General features: G+C 54.9%; 15 protein-coding genes. 8 read left to right on the top strand and 7 right to left on the bottom strand.

What is annotated here, in order from left to right; genetic code table 11:
* Positions 1 to 27 precede the first annotated feature (27 nt).
* From U9O48_RS18120 to U9O48_RS18105, 4 genes are all read right to left on the bottom strand, one after another.
* On the bottom strand, positions 28 to 1,539 hold the full coding sequence (locus U9O48_RS18120; RefSeq protein ID WP_324722933.1) for a TolC family protein: 1,512 nt from the start codon (positions 1,537 to 1,539) through the stop codon (positions 28 to 30).
* Positions 1,539 to 2,789 (bottom strand): HlyD family efflux transporter periplasmic adaptor subunit, encoded by a 1,251-nt coding sequence (locus U9O48_RS18115; protein ID WP_282494450.1) that lies wholly within the window; start codon positions 2,787 to 2,789, stop codon positions 1,539 to 1,541. Before U9O48_RS18115 ends, U9O48_RS18120 begins: the two co-directional genes overlap by 1 nt.
* A complete protein-coding gene (locus U9O48_RS18110; protein WP_324722931.1) occupies positions 2,789 to 4,888 on the bottom strand; it encodes a type I secretion system permease/ATPase in 2,100 nt (699 codons plus the stop codon). Before U9O48_RS18110 ends, U9O48_RS18115 begins: the two co-directional genes overlap by 1 nt.
* A gap of 68 nt (positions 4,889 to 4,956) precedes the next feature.
* Positions 4,957 to 8,640 carry an Ig-like domain-containing protein gene (locus tag U9O48_RS18105; protein WP_324722930.1) on the bottom strand — a complete coding sequence of 1,228 codons (3,684 nt, stop codon included), beginning with the start codon at positions 8,638 to 8,640 and terminating at the stop codon, positions 4,957 to 4,959.
* Between the two features lie 675 nt (positions 8,641 to 9,315).
* On the opposite strand from U9O48_RS18105, the gene yjdI reads away from it, so the two are divergent.
* From yjdI to U9O48_RS18090, 3 genes are read left to right on the top strand one after another with little or no spacing between them, the layout of a single operon-like run.
* A complete protein-coding gene (yjdI, locus tag U9O48_RS18100; protein ID WP_285143774.1) occupies positions 9,316 to 9,546 on the top strand; it encodes a 4Fe-4S mono-cluster protein YjdI in 231 nt (76 codons plus the stop codon).
* A gap of 10 nt (positions 9,547 to 9,556) precedes the next feature.
* Complete coding sequence (locus U9O48_RS18095; protein WP_324722929.1) at positions 9,557 to 9,829, top strand: GNAT family N-acetyltransferase; 273 nt, start codon at positions 9,557 to 9,559, stop codon at positions 9,827 to 9,829.
* A complete protein-coding gene (locus U9O48_RS18090) occupies positions 9,813 to 10,358 on the top strand; it encodes a GNAT family N-acetyltransferase (RefSeq protein ID WP_324722928.1) in 546 nt (181 codons plus the stop codon). Before U9O48_RS18095 ends, U9O48_RS18090 begins: the two co-directional genes overlap by 17 nt.
* A 69-nt stretch (positions 10,359 to 10,427) precedes the next feature.
* Here the strand turns inward: U9O48_RS18090 and U9O48_RS18085 are convergent, their stop codons facing one another.
* Together U9O48_RS18085 and U9O48_RS18080 are read right to left on the bottom strand one after the other, a co-directional pair.
* Positions 10,428 to 11,657 (bottom strand): amino acid permease, encoded by a 1,230-nt coding sequence (locus U9O48_RS18085; RefSeq protein ID WP_285150902.1) that lies wholly within the window; start codon positions 11,655 to 11,657, stop codon positions 10,428 to 10,430.
* A 119-nt stretch (positions 11,658 to 11,776) separates the two neighbouring features.
* Entirely contained in the window at positions 11,777 to 12,235 is a 459-nt protein-coding gene (locus U9O48_RS18080; protein ID WP_324722926.1) for a multidrug/biocide efflux PACE transporter, read from the bottom strand.
* Between the two features lie 103 nt (positions 12,236 to 12,338).
* Between U9O48_RS18080 and U9O48_RS18075 the strand changes: the two genes are divergently transcribed.
* The 3 genes from U9O48_RS18075 to U9O48_RS18065 all read left to right on the top strand — a co-directional run bounded on the left by U9O48_RS18075 (position 12,339) and on the right by U9O48_RS18065 (position 15,489).
* On the top strand, positions 12,339 to 13,205 hold the full coding sequence (locus tag U9O48_RS18075; RefSeq protein ID WP_282494458.1) for a LysR family transcriptional regulator: 867 nt from the start codon (positions 12,339 to 12,341) through the stop codon (positions 13,203 to 13,205).
* Positions 13,206 to 13,299: 94 nt separating this feature from the next.
* Entirely contained in the window at positions 13,300 to 14,478 is a 1,179-nt protein-coding gene (locus U9O48_RS18070; RefSeq protein ID WP_282494459.1) for an acetyl-CoA C-acetyltransferase, read from the top strand.
* 327 nt (positions 14,479 to 14,805) lie between these two features.
* Positions 14,806 to 15,489 (top strand): oligogalacturonate-specific porin KdgM family protein, encoded by a 684-nt coding sequence (locus U9O48_RS18065; protein ID WP_282494460.1) that lies wholly within the window; start codon positions 14,806 to 14,808, stop codon positions 15,487 to 15,489.
* Positions 15,490 to 15,703: 214 nt separating this feature from the next.
* Here the strand turns inward: U9O48_RS18065 and U9O48_RS18060 are convergent, their stop codons facing one another.
* Positions 15,704 to 16,879 carry an oligogalacturonate lyase family protein gene (locus U9O48_RS18060; protein ID WP_285143770.1) on the bottom strand — a complete coding sequence of 392 codons (1,176 nt, stop codon included), beginning with the start codon at positions 16,877 to 16,879 and terminating at the stop codon, positions 15,704 to 15,706.
* 417 nt (positions 16,880 to 17,296) lie between these two features.
* On the opposite strand from U9O48_RS18060, the gene kduI reads away from it, so the two are divergent.
* Both kduI and kduD read left to right on the top strand, forming a co-directional pair.
* The gene (gene kduI / locus U9O48_RS18055; RefSeq protein ID WP_282494462.1) at positions 17,297 to 18,133 is read left to right on the top strand and encodes a 5-dehydro-4-deoxy-D-glucuronate isomerase; all 837 of its coding nucleotides are present in this window, start codon (positions 17,297 to 17,299) and stop codon (positions 18,131 to 18,133) included.
* Positions 18,134 to 18,196: 63 nt separating this feature from the next.
* Complete coding sequence (gene kduD, locus U9O48_RS18050; RefSeq protein WP_324722923.1) at positions 18,197 to 18,958, top strand: 2-dehydro-3-deoxy-D-gluconate 5-dehydrogenase KduD; 762 nt, start codon at positions 18,197 to 18,199, stop codon at positions 18,956 to 18,958.
* Positions 18,959 to 18,975 lie beyond the last annotated feature (17 nt).

The raw sequence follows: 18,975 nt of genomic DNA, 5'->3' as shown, positions 1-18,975 counted from the left end.
CTCGCTATAAAAATATGGTGAATTACATTAGGGGGACAACATAGCTAAAGGATCTTCTATATCTTTTATCGCGCCGGAGGCGGCGGATTGATTTTTTACCGCACTAACGGGCGGAGTCGTGGGAACAGAAAGTCCGCTGCTTTCCATTGCAGCGGAGGTATCAACCTGATCTGTTACCGCAGGTAAAGAAGGCGGGGCGCTATCCACGATGTTTTGCGGAATCGTCGATTCTGTCTCTTGATTGTCAACGATATCAGGCTGATCGTTCAGCGCAGACTCAATATCCTGATCTTTATCTATTGCCACATGAATGCCAAAGGCCTGGTTTATTTTCCCAAGCTTTGCGACCGCCCTGAGCATCGTGATCTGGTAACTCGCCATGCTGTTTATCTGGCTGTCGATGGTCTGGTAATACTCCTGAGCGGCATTTAACAGATCCAGAACCGAGCGGCGGTTAACGCGATATTGAACGTTATACAGAGACATCACCTGTTTCGACTGGGTTTCACGCACCTTGTAGATAGCCGCTTCTTGTTTATAGCCCAACGCCTGCTGAAAACTTTCGGACACGTTGGTGGCGTTATCTTCCATCGATTTCTGCACGTTCCAGCGCGCAGATTCCACCTGTTTTGCCGCGTTCTCCGCCTGGAAGAAGGTATTCCCGCCGTCGAACACATTGCTGGTGACGTTGATCATCACCTGAGTATCATTCGCGCCATAAATGGATGTTTTGCCCTGCGACAGGGAGACCGAGAGCTGAGGCAGCCAGCTTTTGCGCACGTACTGATACTGCGAGCTGACAGCCGCCTGCTCCATCTGCAGCGCCCGGATCTGCGGCGAAACCCTGATCAGCTCCCGCAGGTCTTTGCTGATTTCCCGATCGAGAAAGGTCAGGTCCGTGTCTTCCAGCACGCCGGACGGCGCGCCGACCAGAATCTGGTACTCGTTTTCCGCTGCCTGCAGCTGGGCCTGAATGCTCTCGGCGCTCGCCTCCAGGCCGCGGATCCTCACCTCGACCTGACGCACGTCGCCCTGGTTATCTACGCCGCCTTCGGCGCGCGCCACGGCAAGCTCAAGGATCCTTTTATGCTCGACCATTTCGGCGATATTGTTTTGCAGCAGGTGCTGGCCCTTCAGGATATTGAAATAACTCTCCGCCACCTTTGAGGAGACGGTTTCAGCATCGTCAATCGCTTTCCAGATCTGCGAGCCTTTGTTGTATTTCGCGTTATCCACCCGGTCGCCGGTGCGGCCAAAATCGAATAAATTTTGCTGGACCGTCAGCGCATACTGATTATCCCCGGTATCAGATGTTTCTCCCGTCGCCTGTTGCCCCGCGGAGACGCTGATATTTGGCAGCCACCCGCTGCGGGCCTGATTAACAGAACTTTCGCTGGCGGAGATTTGGCTTAAGGAATATTGCAAAGAAGGCGAACGGGAAATCCCTTGCTGCAATGCCTGCACCAGCGATTCGGCAGTAGCCGGTTGCGAGGCAATGCCAGAGAACAGACCACATAATGATACAATCCATTTTTTCATTAGCGTTCTCTTAAAGCTTCTTTAGCTTTGTTTAATGGTTTTACCAGATAATCGAAGACTGTTTTTTGTCCCGTCGAAATATCGGCCGTGGCGATCATGCCGGGCGATATTTCATGGGCCTTTCCGTCTTTGCTAAACAGGGATGACTGCGCAGTGCGGACGTCAATCTGATAATAAAACTGGTCCCGATGGGTTTCGTCGGCCAGCGTGTCCGGGGAAATACGGTCCACGACGGCTTTCATGGTCCCGTAAATTGAGGACTCATAGGCGCTGATTTTCACCACCGCTTTCTGACCCGGATGGATAAACGCGATATCGCGAGGGTTTATTTTCACCTCAATCAGTAACTGATCTTCGGACGGCACCACCTCAAGTAATTTCCCGCCCGGCTCCAGCACGCCGCCCACGGTGGTGATTTGCACATCTTTCACCACGCCTTTCACCGGCGAATAAATAGTCGTTCCCGATAGCTGATCGCCGCGCTGTAATAGCTGATAATAAAGCGAGTCGAGCTCGGTTTTTTGTTTTACCAGCTCGGCTTTGCTTTGTTCATACCAGCTGTTGCGCGTCTCGTTAATTTTATTTACCAGATCGGAAACTTCACGACGCAGGCGTAATTCTTCCACCTCTGAAACGGCGCCTTTTGCCACCAGAGGTAATGTCATATTCAACTCGTTTTGCGCCAGCTGGCGGCTTCTTTCCATGCCCGTAATGGATTCGAGCAGCGCTTTGTGGCGCATTGTATACAGAGACGACTCGTGGGTAATAATATCTTTGTTGGCCGCCAGAATATCCTCATCAGATAATTGATGAGCGTCTTTTTCGGCGACGTTATATTTTCTGAGGATATCCACATAGTCGGGCGTGACCGCCTGACCGTCAATGCCGGATATTTCGGCCTGTAATCGGGCGACCGCCACGGCGAGGGCTTTGACCCGCGAGCCAATTTCATTAAAACCGGCCTGAAAACGGGTGGAATCGAGAACCGCGATGCGCTGCCCGGCGTTGACGTGGTCGCCTTCACGCACCAGCAGGGCGCGGATCACGCCCCCGTCGCGGGACTGGATCACCTGCGAGCGGCTCCAGGTTATGACTTTACCTTGTCCGGTGGTCACCTCATCGAGCAGCGCGAATTTGCTCCAGATGAGCAGCGCGGTGATGGTCAGCACGATAATGGCAATCACCATGATGCTGCCCTTAATCTGGGCGTAATAGCTGTCCCTGATCGGGGTCTGAGAAGAGAAGCTCATCAGGCAATCCTTTTGTTCGAATTCAGCTGCTGGAGCACCCGTTCTTTGGGGCCATCCGCAACGATTTTTCCGCGGTCCATGACGATAATCCGATCCACCAGTTTTAACGGCGCGTGGCGATGGGTCACCACCACCAGAGTTTTGGCCTGACAATGTTTTTGCAGGGCATTCACCACGTGCATTTCGGTGACTTCGTCCATCGACGCCGTGGGTTCGTCCAGCAGTAATACATTGCCGTTCTGAATGAGTGTTCTGGCCAGCAGCAGCGCCTGACGCTGACCGCCGGACAACCCTTTTCCCCCTTCGGAGATAGGCAGGTCCAGCCCGCGATTGTTGCGTAACACCCCGGCCGCGCCTGAGAGCGTCAGGCTCTTGACGATCTCCTCCGCGCTGGCATGCGGATTTCCCAGCAGCACGTTATCCCGCACCGTTCCGCGAAACAGCTGGGCATCCTGCTGCAGGTAGCTCATGCCGTTGCGCAGATCGTTGACGGAGAGGTTGCTCATCGACACGCCGTCGAGGGCGATTTCTCCTTCGGCGTTATCCGCCATGCCTGACAACACGCGCAGCAGCGTCGATTTTCCCGCGCCGATGCTGCCGATAATGGCAATCTTCTCCCCGGCTTTGATGGAGAGTTTTTCGATATCCACCGACCATTGGGTGTCGGGCTGGAAGCGAAAACGCGTGTTCGCGAGTTCATAATTGCCGTGGATGGTCGGCAGGTGGGTGGATTCCGTGAAGGCGCGCTGTTCGAGAGGGCGCTCGAGAAAATCATTCAGCCCGCGCAGGGAGATACGCGCCTGCTGCCAGCGGGTCAGCACCCCGGCAATTTGTCCCAGCGGCCCCACGGTGCGCGAAGAGAGGATCGAGCAGGCGATGAGCGTACCGGTGGTGATGGTATTGTCGATCACCAGATACACCCCGAGGGCAATCACGCAGGAGTAGACGCTTTGCTGCACGAACTGACACCAGTTGCTGAGCCGGTGTCCCCAGCGGCGCTGCTCGAGGGAGATTTGCGAGGCGGTGCTGACGCAGTGCTCCCAGAGGCCGATAAAGCGGTCTTCGGACTGAGTCAGTTTGATATCTTCCAGACCCTGAATGGTCTCCACCAGCATGGCGTTACGCTGGGCGCTCTCTTCGTGGCCTTTCCCGGACAGGCGTGCCAGCGGCCACTGAATGATAATGCCTGGCACCACAATCAGCGGGATCGCCAGCAGTGTCGGCAGTACCAGCCAGCCGCCGATCATCCAGATCAGACCGAGGAACAGGGTGATAAACGGCATATCGACAATCGCCAGCACCGTGGTCGAGGTGAGCAGTTCCCGCACGTGTTCGATTTCACGGATCTGGGCAATAAACCCGCCGGTGGATTCCGGCGTGGCGCTGTTCTTAATGCTCATGGCGCGGGCGTAGAAGAGCGAGGACATGGAGATATCCGCCCGTTTGCCGATGGCATCCGCCAGTTTGCTGCGCGCCAGCCGCAGCAGCATGTCGCAGAGCAGGGCGATGATCACACCACCAAACAGCACCCACAGGGTAGAGAACGATTGCGCAGGAATGACGCGGTCATAAACCTGCATGGAAAACAGGGAACTGCCGAGCGTTAAGATATTGCCAAACAGGGCGCTGACGGTAATCAGCACATAAAAGCGAAGATCTTTTTGAATTAATTTCCACAGCCAGTGCGTGTTATCAGAATAGGCCGCAGTGCGTAATTTATATCCCTGCGACAAGGGCGTGCGTTTAACAATCCAGACGCTGCCTTCCCGCTGGGATTCGAGGGTATCGAGGGCGATCTCGACTTTTATTTTTGGCGTTTCCACAAAAGTGACCAGCGCTTTATCCTGCTCAACGCTGTGGACGACCACCATTTTATTATTCTGCAACGGCATGCAGAGCGGAAATAACGCTCCCGGTAGGGCCGTGAGTTTAAGATGACATTCCTGATACTGTAGCCCCAGATATTCTGCCATCGCTTTAAAAAGCGAAACGTCATCGTGGCCCTGCTTAACCAGGTGGACCAGATTATCTTCGCTAACGTTTAGGCTCAGTTCCCGCGCTGCAATCGCCAGCCCGGCACTCCATCGAGACAATAACATCCATTTTGACCTGTGATTGAGAGCGTAGAGAAAATCGCTTCTCTACGCTCAGGCTTCAGATAACGTGATTACGCAATTTGCATGTTGTTCTGCACCCAGACCTGGGTGTGGTGGTCATCGTCGTAGGTGTAAAGATTGTAAGATTGCCCGTCTTTGCACCCGGTGGCGGTCATCGTCCATTTCTCCTGGTCAAGATCCACCGTGTCGTTTGCCCCGCCGGTAATAAACAATTTATCGCCGCCCGAGGTGGTTTTAAGCACGTCGTCGATGGAGAGCGTTAAGGTGTTTGCCCCGTTGCTGGCATTCAAATCGATGGTTTCGATATGGCTGAATTTCGCCAGCGCGTCGCTGTTCACGTTGCCGTCGTTGGCGATAACGACCGTATCGTTGCCTGCGCCGCCGTCCACGTGAGCAATGGTGTTGCTGTCGACCATAATACGGTCGTCACCGTTGCCGCCGTTGACGGTCGCGGAGGCCAGATGGGCGTCAATAACGTCTGAGCCATCGCTGCCGGTGAAGGTCGTGGTCTCTGGTGCCAGATGGTATTCCGACCCGTTGTCCGGCGTGGCGCTCTCTGCCCCGGAGGTGCGTAAAGAGCCATCGTCGTTATAGATCGCGTACATCACCGTGCTGGTGTTGTCGGTCAGGTTGCTTTCGCTCCAGTTCACCACGTAGCCGCCGTCATCGAGAGCCGTGACGCTGGAGTCGTTGATGGCGTTTCCGTGGCCGGAATCAATCTGCATTTCCGAGCCCACTTTCACGCAGTCCATATCGAACAGCTGCGCTTCCAGATGCTCTTTGCCGTCGGCGGCGGTTGAGGTCCAGGTGACGATAAAGCCGCCGTTATCAAGCGCACTGACGTCGTAGGCCTCTTTAAAGGTGCCGTCGATCAGACCCTGGGTCCCCTCGGTGACGGTGTTCACGCACTGCGGGTTGCCGAGCGCGATAAACTGCCCGTTAGAGACGCTAAGATGCTGGGCGTAAATATCGCCGTGATCCTGCGGGTTAAGGCTGACGTAAGTCGCCACCAGCGAGCCGTCGTCGAGCGTCACGATTTTGGGATCGAGACCGGAATGCGAGAGCACCACGTCACTGGTGATGTGCTTGCCTGTCGTCGCGTCCACCAGCGTGATTTTGATTTCCGGCGTGGTGGTGTCTGACATCTCGGCGTTTTTGCCCATCGACTGCCAGATCACCGCGTAGGTATTCTCCCCGCACTGGGTGCCGTCCAGACCGATGCTTGCGCCGACGGAGTCCCCATTGGTGCCAAAGATCCACTGGGCAATCTGGTTGATCGTGCCGTTATGATCGCTCCCGGAGATAAAGCCGTTTTCATCCAGGCCAGAGACAATATTGCGTACCTGGTCGTACTGGAAGTCCGTGGTTTGCACCAGGTTGCCATTTTCGTCCGGCGCAAATTCCACGCCCCAGACCAGGCTACCGGCGCTGCCGGTGCTGATATCCACCCATTCAAGAATGCTGTCGACCACGTTCTCGATCGGTTCAACCAGCACTTTGCACAGGAAGTCACCGATGCTGCTCATCCCGAGGTCATCGCAGAAATCGTGGATAAAGCCGCTGATATCAAGACGATCGATCAGGGTGCCGCTATCCAGCCCTTCGGAATAACGCGAGCCGACAAAGACCACGCTGCCATCATCCATCTGGATAATGTTCGCGCCAAAAGTACCCGAACCGTAGAGCAGGCTGGCGAGACGATCGCTCAGGCCATCGACCAGGGTTTTTTCCAGCCCATCAATATCGACGCCAAAAATCTCGCCGATCGGCTGAATCACTTTATCGATGGCGTTCCAGACGACATCCACGGCGCCGTTGATCGCATCGGCAATGTGCTGGCCGAGAATCGAATCCAGCAGACCGTTCAGGCCGCCTTGATCTTCCGTGGCCACGACGGTCTGCGGACCATCGGTGATCGGCGTGCCGTCGGCGGTGAAACGCTCGTAAACGGCTGTGGTGCCGGTGTAGCCCAGATCGCCCGGGGTGCCTTCGGCGTAGAACACGGTGATGGAGCCGTCGACAGGGGAGACGGACACGTCAAAGTTGTTCAGCCCCTGCAGGCCGTCTGTCGTCGTGTAGCCGTCCATGGTGTTTTCCTGACCGACTGTCAGGGTGTTCACCACCTGGCCTTTATCATCGTAGATATTGATTTTGATATCGTAATATTCGGAGCCCGCGCTTTCCGGCTGGGCCCAGGCAATCAAATATCCGCCGCCAGGCATGGCGCGCGTAATGCTCTGCGTGGTGTTGATTCCGTTATCGGTTTCCACCGTGTGGATCACGTCATTCGGGGTGATCACGTTCAGATTGCCCTGACCGCTGATGTAGTTAACGGTGATCGCAGAGGTCTGGTTATCGCATGACGAGGTCGCTTCGGCGCTCGCGTGGGTTACGGCGGAGAAGGTGTTGCTGCCCTGCGCTAAATTATCGAGGGTGATCTGCCACTGGCCGTCGGCGCCGACCTGGGTGGTGGCGACGACGTTGCCGTTGCTGTCCACGACGTCAATTTCGCTGCCAGGCTCGCCCATCCCGTGCACCGTCGGGGAGGTGCTGAGCGTGCTGTTGGTCATCTCGATGGTGCCGTCAGGCGTATCGCTGATGCCGAGAATGGTTGGCGCGGCGTTCAGCGGCAGGTGTACCGTGGTGCTGTTCCCGGCGGTGTCGGTGATGGTCAGCACCGAGGTGCCCGGAATCAGGACCTGATCGACCAGAGCAAAGCTGTATTTCCCCTGGGCGTCGGCTTTGATGGAGTAGTCGGCTTTGCCGTCGCCATCCACATCAAGACTAACCACCGCATTCGCTTCCGTGACGCCAGACAACGCCGTCAGGTCGGTGGTGACATCCAGCGACACCACGTCCGGCGCGTGGAAATCGACGGTAATGGAGGTTTGGTTTTTAGCACCGTTTTCGTCGACGACCCAGGCGGTGACGCTCTGATTATCCGCCAGATGCGGCTCGCACGACGGCACGCTCCAGCTGCCTTTCGCATCGCTGGTGGCGGTATAATCGGGTTTCCCGTCACCGTTGGTGTCGATCATGATTTTGGCGTTGGGGGTGTCCGTGGTGCCATGCAGCGAAGAGCCATTGGAGACATCCATCGTTACCGCATGGGCGTAGCCTTTGTTGGCATCAGGATCGGGCGGAACCGGCGTGTCGCCGCCGTTGTCGTCGTCACCGCCGCCACCATTGCTGTCGCTGTGGTGGTCATCATCGTCGTCATCGTTATTCGCCAGCAGGGCGATGGTCCCGGCAATCAGAGCGATGCCACCCAGACCCAGCGCCACCCACAGCGGGTCGACTTCCGATTTACCCTCTTGTTCACCCGTCCCCGCCGCGGCGGCTTCACCTGCCTGGTGCGAATAATATTCCTGGCCGGACACCATTTGCCGTAATTGTTCCGGAGGATAAGAAACCACGGGCTGACCGTTGGCATAAATATGTTCATCACCCAGAACATATTCTTTATGTCCGGTGCCAACGTCATTCATGGTCAGGGATTTCATATCTTTATTTGCAGGGCCAAAGAAATGGTCAATCACAACGGATTTTCCATCGGCACTGTTGATCACTAACTGCTCCCCGTTTCGCGTCATGTTCTGAATATCGCCTGCCTGTTTTTCAATTGAAAAACGTGACCCCGGCATGGCGGATACGAACGTGGTGTTGTTATTTTGCGACAGGGCTATTTCATGCGCATGTTGTCCGGTTTGCTGCATCAAAAGTTTAAACGTCATTTTTCATTCCATCCATTGCTATGTTTCTGTCGAGTTACTTTGAAGTAAGAGTCTTTTGCCAGAAATTATCCAGTTACGCCTTTTTGACGCTGGGTACTATATATTCGAGACAGAGTGCATAACAGTGAAATTTACAGGGTGAATCTTATCCTCTTATTTCGTAAATATCGTGATGGAACGGGGTAAATACTATTTACTTTTTGGCGAAAACTTTTAAAGGCTACAATTATAGTAGTGGCTTCAAAAGATCAAGAAATAAATTGGGTCGCATAAGGTACTGGAGGAACATGAATGGCCCGATAAAAGACATAAAGCGAGTTGACATCGCTATAGCATAAGGGTAAATAAAGTGAGGGGGTTAAGTTTGTGTTTTACAATAGTTTTTCATTAATTAATATTTATCATGAATAGATAACGCATGAATCATTCATGATGCAAAAGCCGTTATAAATATAAAATGGGATGCTATTGAGTATTCTTGCCTTGAAATAAAGCGTGGGGATAATTTGATAATAAGTTTAATCCAGCTAACCTAAAAAAAGGCGGATGCGGTAATGGCTTAACGACAGGTGATTCGGCTACCAGGTAGAAACTCAATGAGACTGTTACCCAATACATTCGTCTTTATCGGCGCTATGCTTATCCCGAACCTATAACAATAACGGAGAGACTGTCGTGGATAAGGATTTACTGGAAGCGGGATACCGGGCGTATACCGGTGAGAAAATTGATGTCTACTTCAATACGGGAATGTGTCAGCACTCGGGAAACTGCGTGCGCGGCAGCAGCAAGCTGTTTAATCTGAAGCGTAAGCCGTGGATCATTCCGGATGAAGTGGACGTTGAAACGGTCAAGAGCGTGATTGATACCTGCCCGAGCGGTGCGCTGAAGTACCGCCAGAAATAAGCGAGGAACCATGGATATTCTGGAAGGCCATAACAAGTTTTACGTCAACGATGCGCAGGGTAATCAGGTTGCCGAAATTGTGTTTGTCCCGACGGGAGAACACCTGAGCATCATCGAGCACACGGATGTCGACGCCAGCCTGAAAGGGCTGGGCGTGGGCAAACAGCTGGTGGCGAAAGTCGTTGAAAAGATGCGGGCGGAAAATCGCAAGGTTATCCCGCTCTGTCCGTTCGCCAAACACGAGTTTGATAAGACGCGGGAATACGATGATATCCGTGCCTGAGAAGATTGAGACACCCCGACTGCTCCTCCGCCAGTGGACGCCCGCCGATCTGGCCCCTTTCGCGGCGCTGAACGGCGATCCCGAGGTGATGCGATTTTTCCCCGCGCCCTTAACGCGCGAAGAGAGCGATACTCTCGCCGGGCGATTCCGCGAGGGCATTGCCGAGCGTGGCTGGGGATTTTGGGCCGTTGAGGCAAAAGAGAGCGGTGAGTTTGTCGGCTGCGTCGGTTTGCATCCTCAGCCCGATCGTTTTGCCTTTTCGCCTTGTACCGAAATTGGCTGGCGTCTGGCGAAAGCCTTCTGGCATCAGGGGCTGGCGCACGAGGCGGCTGCGGCGGCGCTGGAGTTTGGCTTTGATACGCTGGCGCTGGGTGAGGTGGTCTCGTTTACTTCGGTGCTGAATACGCCGTCTGAGAGTTTGATGAAACGGCTGGGGATGATCAGAGCAGAGGAGTTTTTACATCCGGCACTCCCGCCCGATCATCGTCTGGCGGAGCATGTGCTCTATCGTAAAATGCGGAATGTGTAGGCCCGATAAGCGAAGCGCCATCGGGCGCTTTTTGCCGGGGGCGCTGCGCTTGCCCGGCCTACATCAATGCTACCCGACAAACATCACCGACACGCACAGCACGCCGACAATCAGCGTCAGCAGATTGCCGAAAGAGCGGTACGGTTTAAGCGCCGGAATGAGGTAGGTCGAAAGCGTCGGCATGATGAACAAAATCATGGCGATCAGCGGCCCGCTGATGGCGTAGATCATCGAAATCGCATTCGGGTTGATGCAGCACACCACAAAGGTAATGAACGACACCGCCATGATCGACAGGGCGCGGTTAAAGGCGCGGCTCTTCTTAATCCCCACTTGATTCAGCGACGACTTAACGATCTCCGTCGCCCCTTCAATCACCCCAAAATAGGTGCCGAGGAAGGATTTCGACATCGCCACAATCGCCACCGCGATACCCGAAATACCCAGCCAGGCCGGGGATGACGGCATCATCGAGAGCGCAGAAAGAATCGTCACCCCTTCCTCTTTGGCCGCCACGATATACGACGGCGGAATCGACAGCAGGCAGCTGAAGACAAAGAACAGCACGCTCAGGCAAATGATCAGGTACGCGACCTTCATGATTTTTTTGCATTTACCCATTGCCGCATCGCCGTACTTTTCGCGTCTGTCGACGGCAAAGGTAGAGATGATCGGCGTATGGCTAAAAGCGAAAACCATCACTGGAATAGAAATCCATACCTGGTGCAGGGTGTGCTGATCGAACGCCATCTGGCTGGTTAACAGCGACGGCTGCCAGCGGGTGGTGAGGTACAACGACACAAACAGGAAGTAGGCGATCAGCGGGAAGACCAGGAACCCCATCACTTTGATGGTGACGTGGCGGCCCGTTAAGAAGATCAGATTCAGCACCATCACCACCCCGAGACTCACCAGCACGCGCACGGTGGTGTCGACGGTCAGATGCTTCGCCAGCTGTTCGGTGATCGAGTTGGTGATCGCCACGGCGTAAATCAATACCACCACAAAGAAGGCGACAAAGTAGAGCGTGGTGATCAGATTGCCGATCTTTTTACCGTAGTAGTGCGTCACCGCACTGGTGATCCCTTCGCTGCCTTTGGCGTTCGACGACAGGATGAACTGGGCCAGCGCTTTATGCGGCCAGTAGGTTAATGGATAAGCCACGAGGGCGGTAATTAGCAGGACAATCGCGCCTGCGGAGCCGAGCTGAATGGGCAAGAACAGGGTTCCTGCGCCCACGGCAGTGCCATAGAGGGCGAAACTCCAGAGAGTCTCTTCTTTTGACCAAATTTTCGACATTAGAGCAACGTATCAACTATAAAACGAACAAAAAGAAGCGTAATTTACCATAATTATGGATGGAAGGCGTAGTTGACGTCGCGGGGAGAGGCCGGAAGGGGCCTCCGGCCTGGTGGGGATCAGTTCGCCAGGGCGCGTCGTTGCTGGCGTCGCTTAATAAATTTATCGCGCAGTGTGTCGTACGCCCAGTTATAGAACATGGTGTACGGCAGGAAGAACAGGAAGAAACCTATTTCCAGGGTGAATGCCTGTAGCAGCGTCACGCCGAGCACCGCTGAAACGATCGATACCCCGATCACGATAAAGCCACACTCAAAGCCCAGGGCATGGAGGGCGCGGACTTTCGCGGTACGGGTAACGCGGTGAACTGGCCAGAAGCGGTCGAAGCCGAAGTTATAGATGATGTTCCAGATCATCGCCGTCGTCGCCAGGATAATGGTGAGCCCGCCCATCTCCATCACCGACCGCTGCATTAGCCAGGCAGCGGTCGGCGCCAGGATCGCCGTCGCAATCCCCTCGAAGCACACCGCGTGGAAGACGCGCTCCGGCAGTTTTCGTTTTTGTACATCGTGTTGCATAACCTGACCTCATGAATTCGCCGGAATGGGCGTTGATGCGAGCTATTTTTATCGTTATTTGTGATATATAAAAGATACTATCCATCGATAAAATAGATACTTCATGCGCTACTCCCCTGAAGCTCTAAACGCCTTCGTTGAAACCGTCGCCACTGGCTCGTTCTCCGCGGCGGCGCGACGCCTGCGTAAAAGCCAGTCCACTGTCAGCACCGCAATTGCCAATCTGGAAGCCGATCTCGGTTTCGCGCTGTTTGACCGCTCCGCGCGCCAGCCGGTTTTAACCGAGCAGGGCGAACAGGTGTTGGGCTACGTGCAGTCGATTCTGGCTGCCAGCGCGCGTCTGGATGAGCTGGCAGTTTCCCTGACGGCGCAGACCGAAGCCCGGCTGACCTTTGTGCTCTCGGACACGCTCAACCCGGACGTGCTGGAGGATCTGATGATCCAGTTCGACAGGCGCTTTCCGCACACGGAGTTTGAGTGTCTGATTGGCGAGGAGGAAGACGTGATCGATCTCCTGCAAAAAGAGCGCGCGCAGATTGGCCTCACGGAGGCGCGCGACGTTTATCCCACCGGGATCGGGGTGATCCGCCTGCCGATGCAAACCCAGATGGCGATCTATGTCTCGACCACCCATCCGCTCGCGGCGCAGGGCCGGGTGGAAGTCGATGAACTGCACGGCTGGCGCGAACTTCAGCTCAGCACCTATCTGGAACGCGAAACCCCCCAGGTGCGCGGCCCGATCTGGTCTGCGCCCAACTATCTGTTGCTGCTGAGCATGGCGGTGCAGGGCTTCGGCTGGTGCGCGCTGCCCTGTGCGCTGGTGGAGGAGTTCGCCGCCGCCAAAAGTCTGGTGCAAATCAGCGTTCCCGGCTGGCCGCGCTCGGTCGCCATCGATCTTCTGTGGAACAAACGCAGCCCGCCAGGCGTCGCCGGAAGCTGGCTGCGCCAGTATCTGCAGGACGCGCGCTAATCCTGTGACAAAACTCACTTTTTTTAAACAATTACGTTAATTGTTGATAACAATGCATCTACTATCAGCGGTGTCATTTTGCGCAGAGGTAGAGATGAAAGATGTCGTGATAGTGGGTGCGTTGCGTACGGCTATCGGCTGTTTTCAGGGCGCGCTGGCACGCCACTCGGCGGTTGAACTGGGGAGCGTGGTCGTGAAAGCCCTGGTCGAACGCAGTGGGATTGCCGCCCATGAAATTGATGAAGTGATCCTGGGCCAGGTGCTGACGGCGGGCGCCGGGCAGAACCCTGCGCGTCAGGCGGCGCTGAAAGGCGGGCTGCCGAATACGGTCTCGGCGATCACCATCAACGACGTCTGCGGCTCGGGGCTGAAAGCGCTGCATCTTGCGACTCAGGCGATCCAGTGCGGAGAGGCCGACGTGATCATCGCCGGCGGCCAGGAGAACATGAGCCGCGCGCCGCACGTCCTGACCGACAGTCGAACCGGCGCACAGCTTGGCAACAGCCAGCTGCTCGACAGCCTGGTACACGACGGCCTGTGGGATGCGTTCAACGATTATCATATGGGCGTGACGGCGGAAAATCTGGCGCGGGAGTATGGCATCAGCCGTGAGCTGCAGGATGCCTACGCCCTCAGTTCGCAGCAAAAAGCGCGCGCCGCCATCGATTCCGGGCGTTTTCGCGATGAAATCGTGCCGGTGAATACGCTGCATCAAAACGGTCAACTGCTGATTGTCGACACCGACGAACAGCCGCGCACGGACGCCAGCGCCGAAGGGCTGGCGATGCTCAATCCCGCCTTTGAAACGCTCGGCTCGGTAACGGCGGGTAACGCCTCGTCGATCAACGACGGCGCGGCGGCGGTGATGATGATGAGCGAAAGCAAAGCCGAAGAGTTGAATCTTCCGGTGCTGGCGCGCATCAAAGCCTTTGCCAGCGTGGGCGTCGATCCTGCCCTGATGGGGATCGCGCCGGTGTACGCCACGCGTCGCTGTCTGGAGCGTGCGGGCTGGCAGCTCGGCGATGTGGATCTGATCGAAGTGAACGAAGCCTTTGCTGCCCAGGCGATCTCGGTCGGGAAAATGCTGGAGTGGGATCCGAGCCGGGTGAACGTCAACGGCGGGGCGATTGCGCTCGGCCACCCGATTGGTGCGTCCGGCTGCCGTATTTTGGTCTCGCTGGTGCATGAGATGACCAAGCGCAACGCGCGCAAAGGGTTAGCCACCCTGTGTATTGGCGGCGGGCAGGGCGTGGCGCTAGCCATCGAAAGATAGTCCGCAGAAAATAACATTTTTGCGAAGCCTCCTTATTGGAGGCTTTTTTGTATCCGTCTGAAATCTATTTTTACCCTTATGAGATGATTCTAAAGGCTCCGGTTAAATCCAAAAGCTTCGTGTTCTGATCAAATACCCTCATTGTGTGATCTTAAACCTGAAATTCCCTTTTAATGCCCTGCGTTTGTTGATGGCTGTCACGTCGATCTTTGCCAAAAAAAGTGAAACAAATAATTACGATCTCTATCACTAAAATACCGTTGGTTAAAAAATAAAATGCAATTTCATAAAAACGAAACATCATTTTATTTACTTGAGGGTTTTTGCATGTTTAAGAAATCTCTGGTCCTTGCTTCTCTCGTTGGTGCGTCTTTTGCAGCTCAGGCTGTGACCGTTGACTTACGTCACGAATATATCGATAGCGGCTCTAACGCCGACCGTGTCTCCGTGTCACACCGCTTCGCCAATGGCTTAGGTTTCTCCGTGGAAGCGAAGTGGAAATCCGGCGGCGACAAAGCGGATCAGCCGTTTGCTGATGTCGTGGGTAACGGCCATGAAGACCAGATTAGCTGGCGCTGGAAAGCCACCGACAATATTGCGCTGACACCAGCATTTACTATTGAAAGTAATGACAGCCGTACCATCTATAAACCGAATCTGCATTTGCAATACAGTTTCGACAGCGGATTCTACGTGGCTGCCCGTTATCGTTATGAATATACCCGCTACCCATCCAGCTCAAATAAAGACGACGATAAAGTGAATCGTGGCGATGCGTGGGTGGGTTGGGTGATGGGCGATTTCCGTACCGAGCTGAATTATGTTTATGCGAAGAGTTCAGAAGGGATGATTCGTAATAACAATAAAGATTATTCTAACGAATATAATGCCAAGCTGGCTTACAAATGGGATAAAAACTGGGCGCCGTATGTGGAAGTGGGCAACGTGGGCGTGAAAGATACCGACGAGCGTCAGACCCGTTTCCGTTTAGGTGTGGCGTATTCCTTCTAAAAAATAATAAGCAGTACCTCCGGGAAAAAGCCGACTCCATTGTGAGCCGGCTTTTTGCATTTCGATTCCGTGGTTTTGTAGGCCCGGTAAGCGCAGCGCCACCGGGCGTTTTTGCCGGGCGGCGCTTCGCTTGCACCGGCCTACGAAAAACAACAAACACCAAAAAAAAGCCCTCCAGGAGGAGGGCAAGGCCAGTTACAGAAACACTAACTAATCATGCATGCAACATTTCAGGTTGCTCGGGGAGTTTCGCGATATAGAGGGCCGGTTTGCCGTCTTTATCGGAACTGAACAGTACCGCTTTATCATCCGGGGTAAAGGATGGATGCGGGTGAGTCACCTGACGGCTGTTCGCCACGGTGGCCCAGGAGGTGTCATGCCGGGCGATGCGGAAGTGCGCTTTCTTCGCCACGTCAAAAGCATAAAGATAAGGATCGTTATCGATGGTATACCCGCTGGTGTCTTTCACATCCACCGGCGTGCCGGAGCCGTCGCCGACCAGCAGCGTGCCGTCGAAGTTACTCATCAAATGGGAGCAAGCGGGCATCTGCATCACCGCTTCGTTAACGCCGGTGTCCGGGTTGAAGCTGTAAATGGTGCGGCCCTGCTGGCCCTTCAGATAGGAGACATACACCAGCGCGGAGCCGTTCGGCACCCAGAATTCATGGGTGCAGCTCTCGCCTTCGGCGTGCTCTTTCACTTTGCGCACGTTGCTCCCGTCTTCATTCACCATCCACATCCGCGCATCGACCAGGTCGTGCGGCCCTTCGTGGCAGAAGGCGACGGTGTTGTCGTCGAACGGGCGATAGATGGGGTGGCCGAGCCAGTTTTTCTCTTCATGAATGGTCGCGCTTTCGCCGGTTTTCAGATCCACGCGCAGCAGGCGGCAGTGCGGCCCTTTGTGGAAAAAGTCGTGGAAAATTTTCCAGTCGTTGAGCGGCGTCCAGTCACTTTTTGCGATCTCGATTCCGACCAGTTTGGTGCAATCGCTGTTGGCAACCCAGGTGCCGTAGCCGACCCACTCGTCGGAGACGCGATAGACTTCGCGCTCGACCAGCGTCTCAAGATTCACTTCCAGCAGGGTGCGATCGTTTTTGACGTAATAGAGGGACTTATCGTCCGGCGACAGAAAACCGCCGAAGGTGTTATCCCCCGCGCCTTCCGTCAGCTGCACCGCTTCGGCTTTTTTCAGATCCAGCAGGTAGTAGTTCCAGTGGCCGTCGAACTCCCCGGCGAACAGCAGGTGGCTGCCATCATTAAAGAAGCACTTCTGATAAAAGTAGTTTCGATGACAGGTGATTTCCGGTGGGGTCAGGCGGGTGATTTCCACGCCCGTATCCGGATCCTGGCTGACGTCATAGTTCAGCGTGACCCGCATACCTTTAGCCATGATGTGCTCCTTCAAGCGATAAGTTAAAAACTGAGTATTAAATTATCAAAACATCGTTTCAATGTGTGTGACTGATGGCGCACTTTGTAAGATTAATTGTCGGCAGTGATGAGTATCTTTGATTTTGAACAGCGAATGTTTTCTCTGCTGTCAAAACTTAAAGGTTTTATAATTTATTGTTTACTATGATAAATGTTCTGTCCTGTTTTCCCTTCGAACACATCTCAAGCCGCGTCAACTCTCAACAATCGTGATCCAAACTACACTTCTGCCAATAACATGCAGAAAAAGTGAAACAACGTTTTAAATGTAATTGAAAACCCATTTCGCAGCGGATACTATGTCCCCATCGAGAAAACGGAACGTTGTTTCGTTAATTATCCTGGCCCTCGGGCACGATCAATTCTGGAGGTAAATGTGGACGTCAGACAAAGCATCCACAGCGCGCACGCTAAGACGCTGGATACTCAGGGGCTGCGCGATGAGTTTTTAGTTGAGAAGGTGTTTGTTGCTGATGAGTACACCATGGTGTACAGCCACATCGACCGCATCATCGTCGGCGGCATTATGCCAGCCAGCAAAACCGTCTCTGTGGGCGGCGAAGTGGGTAAACAGCTGGGCGTGAGCTATTTCCTCGAGCGCCGCGAGCTGGGTGTGATCAACATCGGCGGGCCGGGCACTATCACCGTTGACGGCAAGTGCTTTGAAATTGGCCATCGTGATGCCCTGTATGTCGGCAAAGGCGCGCAGGAAGTGGTGTTCGCGAGCATCGATAGCAGCAAACCGGCGAAGTTCTACTACAATTGCGCTCCGGCTCACACGGCCTACCCGACCAAAAAAGTGACGCCAGCGGACGTCGCGCCGGTCACCCTCGGCGACAACCTCACCAGCAACCGCCGCACCATCAACAAATACTTCGTTCCCGATGTGCTGGAAACCTGCCAGCTCAGCATGGGCCTGACCGAACTCGACCCAGGCAATCTGTGGAACACCATGCCGTGCCATACCCATGAGCGCCGCATGGAAGTGTACTTCTATTTCAACATGGACGAAGACGCCTGCGTGTTCCACATGATGGGGCAGCCGCAAGAGACGCGCCATATCGTGATGCAAAACGAGCAGGCGGTGATTTCGCCGAGCTGGTCCATTCACTCCGGTGTTGGCACCAAAGCCTATACCTTCATCTGGGGTATGGTCGGTGAAAACCAGGTCTTCGATGACATGGACCACGTCGCTGTTAAGGATCTGCGCTAGTCGCGGGCAGTTGAGCATAAACCTGCCTGTTCGTGACAGGCTCTGAAAGATTAAGGAACAAACATGATTCTGGATGCATTTTCTCTGCAGGGTAAAGTAGCGGTCGTGACCGGGTGTGACACCGGTCTGGGCCAGGGTATGGCGCTGGGTCTGGCGGAAGCGGGCTGCGACATCGTGGGGATCAACATTGTTGAACCTACTGAAACTATCGAGCGCGTTACCGCGCTGGGCCGTCGCTTCCTGAGCCTGACGGCTGACCTGCGTAAAATCGACGTGATCCCTGAGCTGCTGGACCGCGCGGTGGCTGAATTTGGTCATATCGATGTGCTGGTGAACAACGCCGGTCTGATTCGTCGTGAAGACGCGATCAACTTCAGCGAGCGCGACTGGGATGACGTCATGAACCTGAACATTAAGAGCGTGTTCTTCATGTCTCAGGCAGCGGCGAAGCACTTTATCGCCCAGGGTAAGGGCGGCAAGATCATCAATATCGCCTCGATGCTCTCCTTCCAGGGCGGCATCCGGGTTCCGTCTTACACCGCCTCTAAAAGTGCGGTGATGGGTGTGACCCGTCTGCTGGCGAACGAGTGGGCGAAGCACAACATCAACGTCAACGCGATTGCGCCGGGCTACATGGCGACCAACAACACCCAGCAGCTGCGTGCGGACGAAGCGCGTAGCGCGGAAATTCTGGATCGCATCCCGGCGGGCCGCTGGGGCTTGCCGAGCGATCTGATGGGGCCGATTGTGTTCCTGGCATCGCCTGCATCTGACTACATCAACGGCTACACCGTTGCGGTCGACGGCGGCTGGCTGGCGCGTTAATTCTCGCCCTGCGAAGA

It is taken from the genome of Lelliottia sp. JS-SCA-14, from assembly GCF_035593345.1.
GTDB classification, from domain to species: Bacteria; Pseudomonadota; Gammaproteobacteria; order Enterobacterales; family Enterobacteriaceae; genus Enterobacter; species Enterobacter wanjuensis.
This window is presented reverse-complemented; position numbering and strand designations above follow the sequence as displayed.

Bases quoted from the DNA above. Each gene is read 5' to 3' on its own strand.
- U9O48_RS18120 (WP_324722933.1), bottom strand. From the start codon at position 1,539: ATGAAAAAATGGATTGTATCATTATGTGGTCTGTTCTCTGGCATTGCC.
- U9O48_RS18115 (WP_282494450.1), bottom strand. From the start codon at position 2,789: ATGAGCTTCTCTTCTCAGACCCCGATCAGGGACAGCTATTACGCCCAG.
- U9O48_RS18110 (WP_324722931.1), bottom strand. From the start codon at position 4,888: ATGTTATTGTCTCGATGGAGTGCCGGGCTGGCGATTGCAGCGCGGGAA.
- U9O48_RS18105 (WP_324722930.1), bottom strand. From the start codon at position 8,640: ATGACGTTTAAACTTTTGATGCAGCAAACCGGACAACATGCGCATGAA.
- U9O48_RS18095 (WP_324722929.1), top strand. From the start codon at position 9,557: ATGGATATTCTGGAAGGCCATAACAAGTTTTACGTCAACGATGCGCAG.
- U9O48_RS18090 (WP_324722928.1), top strand. From the start codon at position 9,813: ATGATATCCGTGCCTGAGAAGATTGAGACACCCCGACTGCTCCTCCGC.
- U9O48_RS18085 (WP_285150902.1), bottom strand. From the start codon at position 11,657: ATGTCGAAAATTTGGTCAAAAGAAGAGACTCTCTGGAGTTTCGCCCTC.
- U9O48_RS18080 (WP_324722926.1), bottom strand. From the start codon at position 12,235: ATGCAACACGATGTACAAAAACGAAAACTGCCGGAGCGCGTCTTCCAC.
- U9O48_RS18075 (WP_282494458.1), top strand. From the start codon at position 12,339: ATGCGCTACTCCCCTGAAGCTCTAAACGCCTTCGTTGAAACCGTCGCC.
- U9O48_RS18070 (WP_282494459.1), top strand. From the start codon at position 13,300: ATGAAAGATGTCGTGATAGTGGGTGCGTTGCGTACGGCTATCGGCTGT.
- U9O48_RS18065 (WP_282494460.1), top strand. From the start codon at position 14,806: ATGTTTAAGAAATCTCTGGTCCTTGCTTCTCTCGTTGGTGCGTCTTTT.
- U9O48_RS18060 (WP_285143770.1), bottom strand. From the start codon at position 16,879: ATGGCTAAAGGTATGCGGGTCACGCTGAACTATGACGTCAGCCAGGAT.
- kduD (WP_324722923.1), top strand. From the start codon at position 18,197: ATGATTCTGGATGCATTTTCTCTGCAGGGTAAAGTAGCGGTCGTGACC.